This is a genomic window from Stomatobaculum sp. F0698 (genome assembly GCF_030644385.1).
GTDB lineage: Bacteria > Bacillota > Clostridia > Lachnospirales > Lachnospiraceae > Moryella.
On record NZ_CP130060.1, the window covers coordinates 1,127,016 to 1,139,392 of the forward strand.

Consider the following 12,377-nt stretch of genomic DNA (forward strand, 5'->3'; position numbering starts at 1 on the left):
ACGCGTCTTCAAAAAGTCAACTTGCCCCAAATTTCCCAAACAAGCGTCCGCATTGCGTTTTGTTGTTCTCTCTTTTCTCTGCCGCTCTTCTTTTGTGCAAAAAACACAGCATTATACATCTCTTCCCAAAATTCTGTCAGTTTTCCCAAAAGGTCACAAAAATGACAGCTTTCTTTTTTCGGTCCTTATTTTAATTTTCGTCTCTTGTTCAGCAATCTTGATCCCTGTTTCTTCCTTATTATATAAGATGCAAAAGGAAGCATATTATGGCAGAACAATTCTGTCCACCGAATGCGCAATTTAGCTCGGAACTATATAGTTTTCATATTTTGATTATGTTAACCCATTCTTCTTTCAACTCTTTCGCATCCTATGCCGGATCGACCTGCGTGCGCCCCTATTATTTACATAATTATTTTATGTTGTGATTCCGGAAGTTTGTCGCGCGGATCCGAAAACGGAATACAAGTTGAATACAGCAAAAAGGAACTGTGCGCTTGCACAGTTCCTTTTTCGTTCAAGTACGTCTTATGCCTCGGTCTTCGGGCCCGCTGCGACAAGTGCCTTGCCGGCATCATTGCCCTCATACTTTGCAAAGTTCTTGATGAAACGATCTGCGAGATCTTTGGCTCTCTTGGTCCACTCCTCGCTGTCCGCATAGGTATCTCTCGGATCCAGAATGGTCGGATCCACACCCGGCAGTTCGGTCGGAACTTCAAAGTCGAAGAACGGAATCTTCTTCGTCGGTGCCTTCAGAACATCGCCGTTCAGGATGGCATCGATGATACCTCTCGTATCCTTAATCGAAATTCTCTTGCCGCTGCCGTTCCAGCCGGTGTTCACGAGATAAGCCTTCGCACCGCTCTGCTCCATGCGCTTCACGAGTTCTTCCGCGTACTTGGTCGGATGAAGCTCCAGGAAAGCCTGGCCGAAGCAAGCCGAGAAGGTCGGGGTCGGCTCGGTAATGCCGCGCTCGGTACCTGCGAGCTTTGCCGTAAAGCCGGACAGGAAGTAATACTTGGTCTGCTCCGGGGTCAGAATGGAAACCGGCGGCAATACGCCGAATGCATCTGCCGAGAGGAAAATGACATTCTCCGCAGCCGGACCGTGGGAAATCGGTTTAACAATCTTCTCGATGTGATCGATCGGGTACGAGACACGGGTATTCTCCGTGACGCTCTTGTCGGTAAAATCAATCTTGCCGTTTGCATCGACCGTCACGTTCTCAAGAAGCGCGTCGCGGCGAATTGCACGGTAGATATCCGGCTCGGACTCCTTGTCGAGGTTAATGACCTTTGCGTAGCAGCCTCCCTCAAAGTTGAACACGCCGGAGTCATCCCAACCGTGCTCATCATCTCCGATGAGAAGGCGCTTCGGATCCGTGGAGAGCGTGGTCTTGCCGGTGCCGGAGAGACCGAAGAACACTGCGGTGTTCTTGCCGTCCATATCGGTATTTGCCGAGCAGTGCATCGAAGCGATACCGCGAAGCGGCAGGTAGTAGTTCATCATCGAGAACATACCCTTCTTCATCTCGCCGCCGTACCAAGTGTTCAGGATAACCTGCTCCTTGGTCGTGATGTTGAAAACAACCGCGGTCTCGGAATTGAGTCCGAGCTCCTTGTAGTTCTCAACCTTTGCCTTCGACGCATTGTAGACAATGAAGTCCGGCTCAAAGTTCTCGAGTTCTTCCGCAGTCGGCTTAATGAACATGTTGGTCACAAAGTGTGCCTGCCACGCCACTTCGACAATGAAGCGAACCGCCATGCGGGTGTCCTTGTTTGCACCGCAGAAAGCATCAACCACAAAGAGGCGCTTATTGGAAAGCTCCTTCTTTGCGAGTTCCTTCACTGCGTGCCAAGCCTCCTCGGAAGCCGGATGGTTATCGTTCTTATACTCATCGGAGGTCCACCAGACCGTATCCTTGGAGTTCTCGTCCATGACGATGAACTTGTCTTTCGGGGAGCGTCCCGTGTAGATTCCCGTCATCACGTTAACGGCATCCAGTTCGGTCACCTGTCCCTTCTCGAAGCCCTCGAGACCCGCCTTGGTCTCCTCTTCAAAGAGCAACTCATATGACGGATTGTGTACGATTTCTGTTGTCCCGGTAATGCCATACTTGCTTAAATCAAGCTTACTCATGTACCTTTTCCTCCTCTGTCCTCCGCTCGTGCAAATGCACAGATTTCTCGGGGTTAAGTTCCGGGATTATTATACACTATATCCGAACAGAAAACAATCACGCACGTTTTGCTTTGAGATATTCATCTATGCCGCGCGCAGCCTGCTTTCCCGCTCCCATCGCAAGAATAACGGTCGCGGCACCGATTACGGCATCGCCGCCCGCAAAAACACCTTCGCGCGTTGTCTGTCCGCTCTTTTCATCCGCAATCAGGCAGCCCCGGCGATTGGTATCAAGACCTTTGGTTGTGGAAGCAAGCAGCGGATTCGGAGAGGTACCGAGAGCCATGATGACAGTGTCTGCCGGAATTTCCTCCTCGGAGCCCGGAATCTCAACCGGTCTTCTTCTGCCGGAGGCATCCGGCTCTCCAAGTTCCATATGAATCACGCGAACCGCTCTGACCCAACCGTTCTCATCTTCCAGTATTTCGACCGGATTGGTGAGTAAATCGAAGATAACGCCCTCTTCCTTCGCATGGTGCACTTCTTCGACACGAGCGGGCAACTCCGCCTCCGAACGGCGGTAAACAATGTGTGTCTCTGCGCCGAGGCGGAGCGCCGTTCGCGCAGCATCCATCGCAACGTTTCCGCCGCCCACCACAATTGCACGCTTACCCGCAAAGATCGGCGTGTCGTAATCCTCTCGGAAAGCCTTCATGAGGTTGTTGCGCGTTAAGAACTCATTGGCCGAAAACACGCCGCTCGCGGTCTCGCCCGGAATGTGCATGAACATCGGCAGACCCGCACCGGAACCGATAAACACCGCGTCGTAGCCCTCGTGATCCAGAAGGTCGTCCACAGAGACCGACTTGCCGACTATGGTATTGGTTTCGATTTCAACACCGAGTTTCTTTACGTTCTCTACTTCGTGGGCCACAACCGTGTCCTTCGGCAAACGGAACTCCGGAATACCGTAGACCAGCACGCCGCCCGGTTCATGGAGCGCTTCAAAGATTTTGACTTCATAGCCGAGTTTGGCAAGTTCTCCGGCACAGGTAAGTCCTGCGGGACCTGCCCCGATGACAGCAACGCGCTGTCCGTTTTTCTCGGAGGTGTTCTGCGGCTCCAGTTTGTGCTCCCGCGCCCAATCCGCCACATAGCGCTCCAATTTGCCGATTGCAACCGGCTCTCCTTTGATACCGCGAATACAGACTCCCTCGCACTGGGTCTCCTGCGGGCAGACACGGCCGCAAACCGCAGGAAGTGCGGAGCTCTCCGCAATAATCCCGGCAGCTTTTGCTTCCTGCCCCGCGATTACCTGCTGTAAAAATCCCGGAATATCAATCGATACGGGACATCCGGCAACACAGCGCGGATTCTTACAATTCAGACAGCGCGATGCCTCTGCTCTCGCCTCTTCTTCTGTGTAGCCGAGACAGACTTCCTCAAAGTTGTGTGCGCGTTCTTCCGGTGCCTGCTCCCGAATCGGGACTCTCTTCATCATGTCCATTACTGCTGACCTCCGCAATTTCCGCAGCCACCGTGGTGCGTCTTTCCTTCCTTGAACTTGAGATACTCTCTCCCCTCTTCGCTCGCGTACATTCTTGCACGCTTCATCGCCTGATCGAAATCAATGAGATGCGCGTCGAACTCGGGACCGTCCACACAGGCAAATTTCACTTCGTCACCGACAATCAGTCGACATGCTCCGCACATACCGGTGCCGTCCACCATAATGGGGTTCATGCTGGCAATCGTCGGAATTCCGAGCTTCTTGGTGAGTAAGGAGACAAACTTCATCATAATCATCGGGCCGATGGCAACGCAAAGATCGTAGTGCTTACCTTCTTTTTCCACCAGCTCTTCTACCTTTGCAGTTACAAGACCGTGGAAACCGTAGGAACCGTCATCGGTGGTGACGTAGAGATGATCTCCGACCAGGGCACGCATCTCCTCTTCGAGTATCACCAAATCCTTGGTCTTCGCTCCCTGCACAACATCCGCAACGACGCCCTGCTCCTTGAGCCACTTGACCTGCGGATAGACCGGTGCCGTGCCAACGCCGCCGGCGACAAAGAGAATGTTCATTTTTTGAAGTTCTTCCGCCGTCTTGTGGGTTAGTTCCGACGGACGTCCCAGAGGTCCCACAACATCTTCAAAGCAATCTCCAACTTCCAGTTTTGCCATACGCGCGCTGCTTGAACCGACAACTTGGAATACAATGGCGATGGTTCCCTTCTCACGGTCATAATCGCAGACCGTCAACGGGATACGCTCGCCGTAGCGATCGATTTTCACAATTAAAAACTCACCCGGCAGACATTTCCGCGCGACACGCGGCGCCTCAAGATCCATGAACCAAATCTGCTCCGCAAGTTTTCTCTTCGTTATGATCTTATACATAAGGGTTCTCCTTTGTTCTATTGCCGTATCACAAAAGCAAAGCTCATCTCACACCGCCGCGCACGCGTTCATAGCGGCAAAAGGAAAAAGGAAGATTGAAATAGGTCTCTTCCTCACTCTCCTGTGTGAGCTTCCAGTCCGGATCTTCATCAAGATTCGGAAAGAAGCGATCCCCATCATAGCGGTAATCGATTTTCGTCAACTCTGCCTTATCCGCGTAGGGTAGGAAGTCTCGGTAAACCCCCTCTCCACCGCACACAAAAATCTCATCTCCCGGAATTCCGCTCAGCTTTTCCAGTACTTCTTCGATGCTGCGACATACAGTGACTCCCTTCGGCGAAAAATCGGGATCTCGACTCAATACCAGATTGCGCCTGCCGTAAAGAGGCTGCTGCCCCGGCAAGTCCAAAAAGGTCTTTCGCCCCATAATGACCGTTTTCCCTAGCGTCTCCTCAAGAAACAGTTGTTGATCGCGCGGAATTTTGACCAGAAGTTTTCCGCCTTTCCCGATGGCCCAGGATTTGTCCACCGCCGCAATCAAAATCATGCTTCCTCTCCCAAAATGAGTTCTTTCGCATAGGGCAGTTCAAGTATCCAGTCACAGAAACGGTGCCACTCCTCCAACTTATGATCCCGACGCGCAAAATAAATATGTACCAGAGTCTCGTAGTTAAACGTGCAAGTACGAAGTTGCTCGTAACTCTCCGGCAACAGCTGAATCATAGAGTACCAAGCCTGCTTGTCCTTGGTTTCCACAAAACGAAGGCGCAGCTGTTCCAAGACACCAATCATGCTGTCCAGTGCCGCAAGCGCCTCTTCACTCATGTGATCATGCGAAAAATCCGCGCGCGTAAACGGTTTGCTGTGAATTTTATGCATGGTAGAGGTTGAGTTTGCGACCGTCGCGACCTTATAGGTATCGTACTCCTTCCACCAGTAAAGCGGCGCTGTGATGTCCACCGAGACAAAAATCTGTCTCATGTACTTACGGTGGTCGCTCCCGGCCTTACGCAGTCTCTTTGCCAGGCCCAGATCGTTCTCCCCCAACACATAATTTCCCGTTTCATCATAATAACTATCGCTTCTCGCCCAAGAATTCAGCGGGTTGCGCGCTCCGCGCATTGCATTTTCGAGATTCATGACTGCACTGTGTTCCAGTTTAATCATCGTTTTCCGCCCTCTTTCTTCCTATTTAAAATGCGCTGTCCTAGTTGGATTCGTTCATGCGATTACGCTTGCGCTCTTGATAGCGCGCATAGGCCTTTTCCAACATTGCCTTTTCATTGGCAAATTTCAGAAGATGCCATGCCTCGTGATACTTGTAATAACCGGAATCCATAAAGAACTCCTCCCGCTGCGGTTTCGAGTAGTAGCTGTCAGCGCTCATCAGAAACCAATGGACACTCTTATCCACAAGTTCCGCCTGCGCATTGAAGGTGTATTCACTCTTGCCGATATACTCGACAATGCGTGCGCTGACCCCTGTCTCTTCCTTGACTTCCCGGAGCGCTGTGGTCTCAAAGTTCTCTCCCTCTTCGACCGTTCCCTTTGGGAGCACCCAGCCCTCATAGCGATTTCTGTAATTCTTATAGAGCAGCAGGATCTTTCCGTGAAAGATCACGATGCCGCCGCAGCTCGTTGCTTCGACCATTTGCAATCCCTCCTGCGCGACGCATATCCAAAATTAAATGTAAGTGTACTACTGACAGCTGCGTGATACAAGCACTTTCCAAAGCGAAACTTTCGTCCGGCTTTACTCCACGCCCTTCCGAAAATGACCGCGTGTAAAGTTTTCGTATGCCTCCGCAACGTCCCGCTCGCCCAGCACAAAGCTGTGATGCAAAGAACGTACCGCAGCGCGACTTTGCTCCGCATTCTCATTCGTGAGCAGCAAACGCACCGCACCGAGCTTCAGTTCACGCAATTCTCCCGCCACTCCGCTGAGACTAAGGGGCGCTGCATTATATATCGTATTATAACAGAAGGTGCAATGGGTTCTCACCGGCATATCCATCATGCGGCGATCCCGAAGCTGCATATACTCCGCCTTATGATCACAGCGAGCTGCCGTCTTTTTAACGCAATTCGCACTGACCATCATCGGCAGTCTTCCGGCAACCACCAACTCTTGACCTCTTGTTTCCAATGCGCGTAATTCGCGGGCAGTTTCTTCTATCGGCAGTGTAAGCCGGGCCGCACCGAAGCCTTTGAGACAGCGCTGTGCCTCCCGATTCATTCCGTAGACTTGAAAGTCAAAGAGCAGCGAGGGACAGAGCTTTCCCCTGCTCTCGTATAATTTGCGGAAATAGCCGGGCTCCTCCAGATTCCGAACAATCAGAGCATCAAACGGCAGATTCGCGAGCAATTCGGCTTGGGCGGTGAAAAATTGCTCTGCCTCCGTTCTGAAAATCTGGGGCAACAGAAGGTAAGCCTGTTTCCCGGACCCATGAATTTCCGAAATCGCAGCTTCCCACCGCTCCGGCGGAAGACTGTCGGAGCCGAACGAAATCATAGAAACTTCGGACATAGCCGAAACAACCTTAAGCTGCTCCTCGGAATCGCAACTCACATGAATTGCCGGAGGCTTGTCCTCTGTTCGTCCTTCGAATACAGCGCTCGATTCGTCTCCTGTCTCCCCATCGCATACAGTCTCTGTGGGACGGACAGTTTTACGTGCAAAGCGTGAATCGATTGTTGCGGATATTGCTTCCAACGCCTGCCGCCTCAATTCATTCAGTTGCTTGACCGGGAAAAAATATCCTTCTTCCATGGAAACCGCAAGCTCCGAAAAGCGAAATCCCGTGCCGCCTGTTTTCAGCAGACGTTCACGCACCGCTTCCGGACTGCTCCCCGCAGTTCGCGCTCGTTCCGCAACCGCTCCCATAACTTCGGCACTCACCGTTCCGATATGTCTCACCTCGGCACTGACCGTGAGACAGAGCGGTTCTCCCGCTCGCTGGCGAAAGCTTCCGCGGAGCGGCAACTCCCGCTCCGTCTTCACATAGCGCTGTTCCAGTTCCTCCTCATACGGGAGATTCGGTTTACGCTTTTCTTTCTTCTCTCCGAGCACGATCATATCCCGACCGTTATGCTTGCGGTAATAGCCCTCGGTTTGACCGCCGCGGTCAAAAAGATCCAAAAGCTTTGCCCGGTCCTCCGCCGCAACGGCAAAGCCCTCTTCTCCCTCGCGCGCATAAAGATCCAGATACTTTCTCCAAACTGAGACCACCCCCGCCGTGTATCGAGGACTCTTCATACGCCCCTCGATTTTCAGGCTGTCTATGCCGCTTGCGGCGAGCATCGGAATCAGATCCAGGCTGCACAAATCCTTACAGCTCAACAGCAAACTTTGCTTCGTGGGCTTTTCCCGGTCCCGCACCAAACTGTACGGCAAACGGCAGGTCTGTGCACAGCGCCCGCGGTTTCCGGATCTGCCGCCGAGCAGACTCGACATAAAACACTGGCCGGAATAAGCGTAACAAAGTGCACCGTGTACAAAACTCTCCACCTCGAGTCCTGTCTCTTGCTTGATGCGTACCAACTCTTCCAAACTGAGTTCCCGCGCCGGAATCACACGGCTCACCCCGAGACTCCGGAAAAGTCGCGCCGACTCAGGTCCCGTAACGGTGGTCTGGGTGCTTGCATGAAGGGAAAGAAGCGGGAACTGCCTATGCAGAACAGCCAGGGCTCCCAAGTCCTGTACGATTGCCGCATCCAATCCCGCTTCATAATAAGGCGCAATATACTCCGGCAGCGCCTGTAGCTCTGCCTCTTTGAGGAGGGTATTCACGGTCAAATGGACGCGAACGCCAAAGCGGTGCGCATAGCGCAGGCCCGCAATGAGATCTTCCTCTTCGGGATTCTCCGCATAGGCCCTTGCGCCATATTTCGCACCGCCGACATAAACGGCATCCGCACCCGCATTGACTGCAGCCCGAAGGCTCTCCAAAGAGCCTGCGGGCGCCAAAAGTTCCGGTGTTTGATTTCTCATTCTTCCCTGCTATCTGTTTTACTTCGCGAGCAAGTCATCGAGCTCACTCTCAAGATTTTGACTGCGCTGCTTTTCTGCCTCCAGCGCCTCTTCCAGTTCACGAACACGTGCTTCCAAGCGTTCTTTTTCTGCTTCCAGTCCTGCATTGATTGCTTCGAGACTTGTCTTTTCCGCTTCCAGATTTGATATTTCCGCTTCCAGTTCCGCGTTTTTCCGTTCCGACTCGGCAAGAGCCGCCTCTGTCTTTTGCTTCTCTTCGACAGACACTGTTTCCGCCGTGTCTGCTTTGCCGTCCTTCTTAAGGCTTTCCATACGGAGGCGCTGCTCTACCAATTCCCGCTTCAGCGAATAAACCTCGGCTGCATGAGCCGCAGCTTCTTCCTTCAACTCGGCACTCTCCGCCCGCGCCTGCAGGCAGTCGTCCGCAAGGTTCAGCCAGAGTATCTGTGCTCTCCGCTCGCTGTTCTGGCGTGCGTAGGCGCGATTCTGACGCAGCTCCGCAATCTTGTTATCGATATAAGCCGCGACCTGGCGAAGATAGGCGCTGTCGCCGCCGGAAAGCGGAATTACCTTACCGTCGATAATGACTTCTGTACTTCCCTGTCGATTCTGTTCGTCACGCATCTGCTTGCCCCTCATCTTCCTTTTTTCGATTCAAATGCTTGTATGCGTATTCCGTCGCGACCCTGCCGCGCGGTGTGCGAATGATAAAGCCCTGCATGAGAAGGTAGGGCTCATAAACCTCTTCCAGCGTGCCGGCATCTTCTCCGAGCGCCGCCGCCAGTGTATCCAGCCCCACCGGTCCGCCGTGAAACATATCTATGATGAGATTCAGTATGGTGCGGTCACCCGCATCCAAACCACAGGTATCCACATCCAGAAGGTTCAGCGCATCGCGCGCTACCTCTTCTGTAATTTCTCCGCCGTATTTCACCTCCGCAAAATCACGCACCCGACGTAACAATCGATTTGCAAGTCTCGGCGTTCCGCGGGAACGGCGCGCGAGTTCGGAAGCACCCGCCGCATTGATGGTCACGCCGAGAACTTTAGCAGAGCGGAGAACAATCTCTTGCAGCTCATCTTGTTCGTAAAACTCGAGGCGCTGAACCACACCGAAGCGATCGCGAAGCGGTGCGGAGAGAAGCCCTGCCCGCGTCGTTGCACCGACCAAGGTAAAATGCGGCAGCGAAAGCCGTATACTTTTTGCATTGCTCTCTTTTCCAAGCACAATGTCTATTGCAAAGTCTTCCATTGCAGGATAAAGCACCTCTTCAACTTGACGGTTCAGCCGATGAATTTCGTCGACAAAGAGCACATCACCCTCCTGCAAATGATTCAGGATTGCCGCCATATCACCCGGCTTTTCAATGGCCGGGCCTGAGGTGATTTTTAAATTAGAACCCATCTCATTGGCAATGATGCCGGAAAGGGTTGTCTTTCCGAGTCCGGGCGGCCCGTAAAAGAGCACGTGATCGAGACTCTCCCCCCGCTGCCGCGCGGCTTCGATATAGACCTGCAGCATGGATTTTAATTTCTTTTGTCCGATATATTCTTGTAATCGCTGCGGACGCAGCGATTGTTCAAACCTGAGCTCTTCGCTTGCAAGCTCCGTCGTTATAATTCTACGCTCCATATTTTCCTCTCAAGCTCAGAACTGCCGGAGCGCCTCGCGAAGGAGTGTCTCGCTGTCCTTATCTTCCGCGCCCGGTATCGCACGGACGGCACGCGCTGCCTCGCTCACACTGTAGCCGAGCTGCACCAGAGCGTCCATGGCATCGGCCATCGCGCGATTCTCGGAAGGAGCCGCTGCAACACCGCCTGTCGTAAGTTCTTGTACGACTTCCTTATTTTTCAGTTCCAAGATAATTCGCTCCGCGGTCCGTATTCCCACGCCGGGCGCCTTTGCGATTGCCTTGGCATCACCGCTTAAAACAGCGAGCTTCAGCGCTTCGGGCTCCAGTGCCGAGAGTACGGCAAGCGCTCCCTTCGGACCGATTCCGCTCACGGCAATCAGCGCGCGAAAAAGGCGGAGATCCGCCTCTCTGTCAAAACCATAGAGTGCAACCGCATCTTCGCTCAATTTGAAATGCGTATACAAAATAAGCTCTTTTCCCGGGGCCGGAAGCCGATCTATGACCGCGCGGGATGTCTTTACTTCTATACCGAAGGATCCCGCCTCCACAATCACTTCGCTCTCGCCGACCGCAGTGAGCGTCCCTTTTATATAGGAAATCATAGTTTGCTCCTGCCTTCCGAAACTTTCCCTGTTGTCTAGTTTAGCACAGCCTTTTCAATCTAACAAGGAAGGCGTATACTGGAGTATCAAATTGCGAGAGGAGCTTCTTCATGCTTTGCTTTGAAACAAAACTGTCGCGCGAACCCTATCTCAGCGCGCTCGAGGCAGTTCCCGACGGGGCAGAACTCTCTTCCCTGCTCTTTTTTGACATTGAAACCACCGGTCTCAGCCCGAGTTCCGCACAGATTTATTTAATCGGAGCACTCTGCTTTCCGAAAAAAGGCCCCGCTGTTCTTCGGCAGTGGTTCGCCGCTTCGCTTTCCGAAGAACAAGAACTGCTACGCAGTTTTTTTGCCTTTGCCGCCCCCTTCCGCACTCTGGTACATTTTAACGGACAGCGCTTTGACCTCCCCTTTCTCAGCGCATGCAGCGCACAGTACCACCTGACTTATCCGCTCGACCGGAAGGATAACCTGGATCTTTATGCGAGCGTGGCTCCGTTTCGCCCGCTTTTCGCCACACAAAAACTCACGCAACGCGCACTGGAGCAGCGCTTGCAGTTTACCCGAAAGGATCCCTTCGACGGCGGAGAACTGATTGCACAGTATTTGTCCTGGCTTACGACAAGAGATGAAGACTTGCTGCAAAACATGCTCGGACATAATGCTGCGGATGTCAGCATGCTGCCGCAGCTCTTACCCTTGCTTCACATTCCGTCCTTTTTCCGCGGTCGCTTTGATAATACACGTATCTTTGAGGACAAGGAAGACTTCTGCATCACCGCCGAAAGCGCTGTTTCGCTCCCGTTTTCACTCTCTCGCGAAACCGAGACTATGGAACTTGCCGCAGCGGAAACACACATCCGCCTTCGGCTCCCGCGCTTTTCCGGAACCCTCTATCACTATCTCAAGGATTACCGCAATTACTATATTCTGAAAGAAGACGGCAGTCTGCTCCACAAAACTTTAGCTGCTTTTGTCGATGCCGACGCTCGGGAGAAGGCCACCAAAGAAAGCGCACGTCTTCCCCTCACCGGGGACTTTGCGGCGGTCCCCAAGCGTATGAATCCGGAAGCGCGCTGCTTTCAAACCGGCCCGAATGCCACCCCGCTTTATCTGCCGCTCTCCGTTCTACAGGAGAACAACGCCCTCTGTGATGCCTATCTCAGCTCGGCACTCACCGCCCTTAAACTTCGCGGCTGATTTCCTTACTGCCCCTTCGTTTCTCAGCGTGTATACGACAAAGAAGAGACATCGGAACAATAAAACGAAAAAAAGAACCGAAGTCGCAACTGCGAACTTCGGTTCTTCTCTGTTTGATCTCATGAATAGTCGTTTCCCGAGGGAACCGGTTTACTCAATCACCAAGACGTTGGTAGCCTGCGGTCCCTTCGCGCCGTCGACAATCTCGTACTCGACCTTTGCGCCCTCCTCGAGAGTCTTGAAACCATCCATCTTCAGGCCGGAATAGTGCACGAAAACATCATTGCCGCCCTCGTCCGAGATGAATCCGTAACCCTTCTGGTTGTTAAACCACTTGACTGTACCCTTGCTCATAACCGGTGTTCCTCCGAAAAAAATAATCTGTGGCTTGCAGACTTCTGCAACCCTCGGTACAATAGCATATGTT

General features: G+C 52.8%; 13 protein-coding genes. 1 reads left to right on the forward strand and 12 read right to left on the reverse strand.

What is annotated here, in order from left to right:
• Positions 1-8: 8 nt before the first annotated feature.
• The 11 genes from QU660_RS05060 to ruvA form a co-directional block, all read right to left on the reverse strand.
• Positions 9-149 (reverse strand): hypothetical protein, encoded by a 141-nt coding sequence (locus QU660_RS05060; protein WP_304945459.1) that lies wholly within the window; start codon positions 147-149, stop codon positions 9-11.
• 379 nt (positions 150-528) lie between these two features.
• Positions 529-2,139 (reverse strand): phosphoenolpyruvate carboxykinase (ATP), encoded by a 1,611-nt coding sequence (pckA, locus tag QU660_RS05065; protein WP_304945460.1) that lies wholly within the window; start codon positions 2,137-2,139, stop codon positions 529-531.
• A 97-nt stretch (positions 2,140-2,236) separates the two neighbouring features.
• Complete coding sequence (gene gltA, locus QU660_RS05070; RefSeq protein ID WP_304945461.1) at positions 2,237-3,628, reverse strand: NADPH-dependent glutamate synthase; 1,392 nt, start codon at positions 3,626-3,628, stop codon at positions 2,237-2,239.
• Positions 3,628-4,521 (reverse strand): sulfide/dihydroorotate dehydrogenase-like FAD/NAD-binding protein, encoded by an 894-nt coding sequence (locus tag QU660_RS05075; protein ID WP_304945462.1) that lies wholly within the window; start codon positions 4,519-4,521, stop codon positions 3,628-3,630. The genes gltA and QU660_RS05075 overlap by 1 nt, the downstream gene beginning before the upstream one ends.
• A 43-nt stretch (positions 4,522-4,564) precedes the next feature.
• A complete protein-coding gene (locus QU660_RS05080) occupies positions 4,565-5,068 on the reverse strand; it encodes a dihydrofolate reductase (protein ID WP_304945463.1) in 504 nt (167 codons plus the stop codon).
• Positions 5,065-5,688, reverse strand: a complete 624-nt coding sequence (locus QU660_RS05085; protein WP_304945464.1) for a hypothetical protein — start codon at positions 5,686-5,688, stop codon at positions 5,065-5,067. Before QU660_RS05085 ends, QU660_RS05080 begins: the two co-directional genes overlap by 4 nt.
• A 40-nt stretch (positions 5,689-5,728) precedes the next feature.
• The gene (locus QU660_RS05090) at positions 5,729-6,172 is read right to left on the reverse strand and encodes an NUDIX hydrolase (RefSeq protein WP_304945465.1); all 444 of its coding nucleotides are present in this window, start codon (positions 6,170-6,172) and stop codon (positions 5,729-5,731) included.
• Between the two features lie 102 nt (positions 6,173-6,274).
• Positions 6,275-8,512 carry a U32 family peptidase gene (locus tag QU660_RS05095; protein WP_304945466.1) on the reverse strand — a complete coding sequence of 746 codons (2,238 nt, stop codon included), beginning with the start codon at positions 8,510-8,512 and terminating at the stop codon, positions 6,275-6,277.
• An 18-nt stretch (positions 8,513-8,530) separates the two neighbouring features.
• Positions 8,531-9,136, reverse strand: coding sequence for a cell division protein ZapA (zapA, locus tag QU660_RS05100; protein ID WP_304945467.1), 606 nt, complete (start codon positions 9,134-9,136; stop codon positions 8,531-8,533).
• Complete coding sequence (gene ruvB / locus QU660_RS05105; protein ID WP_304945468.1) at positions 9,129-10,145, reverse strand: Holliday junction branch migration DNA helicase RuvB; 1,017 nt, start codon at positions 10,143-10,145, stop codon at positions 9,129-9,131. Before ruvB ends, zapA begins: the two co-directional genes overlap by 8 nt.
• Before the next feature lie 15 nt (positions 10,146-10,160).
• On the reverse strand, positions 10,161-10,748 hold the full coding sequence (gene ruvA / locus QU660_RS05110) for a Holliday junction branch migration protein RuvA (protein WP_304945469.1): 588 nt from the start codon (positions 10,746-10,748) through the stop codon (positions 10,161-10,163).
• A gap of 110 nt (positions 10,749-10,858) precedes the next feature.
• On the opposite strand from ruvA, the gene QU660_RS05115 reads away from it, so the two are divergent.
• Complete coding sequence (locus QU660_RS05115; RefSeq protein ID WP_304945470.1) at positions 10,859-11,950, forward strand: ribonuclease H-like domain-containing protein; 1,092 nt, start codon at positions 10,859-10,861, stop codon at positions 11,948-11,950.
• Between the two features lie 150 nt (positions 11,951-12,100).
• Here QU660_RS05115 and QU660_RS05120 read toward each other — a convergent pair whose 3' ends face one another.
• On the reverse strand, positions 12,101-12,304 hold the full coding sequence (locus QU660_RS05120; RefSeq protein ID WP_304945471.1) for a cold-shock protein: 204 nt from the start codon (positions 12,302-12,304) through the stop codon (positions 12,101-12,103).
• Between the last annotated feature and the right edge of the window lie 73 nt (positions 12,305-12,377).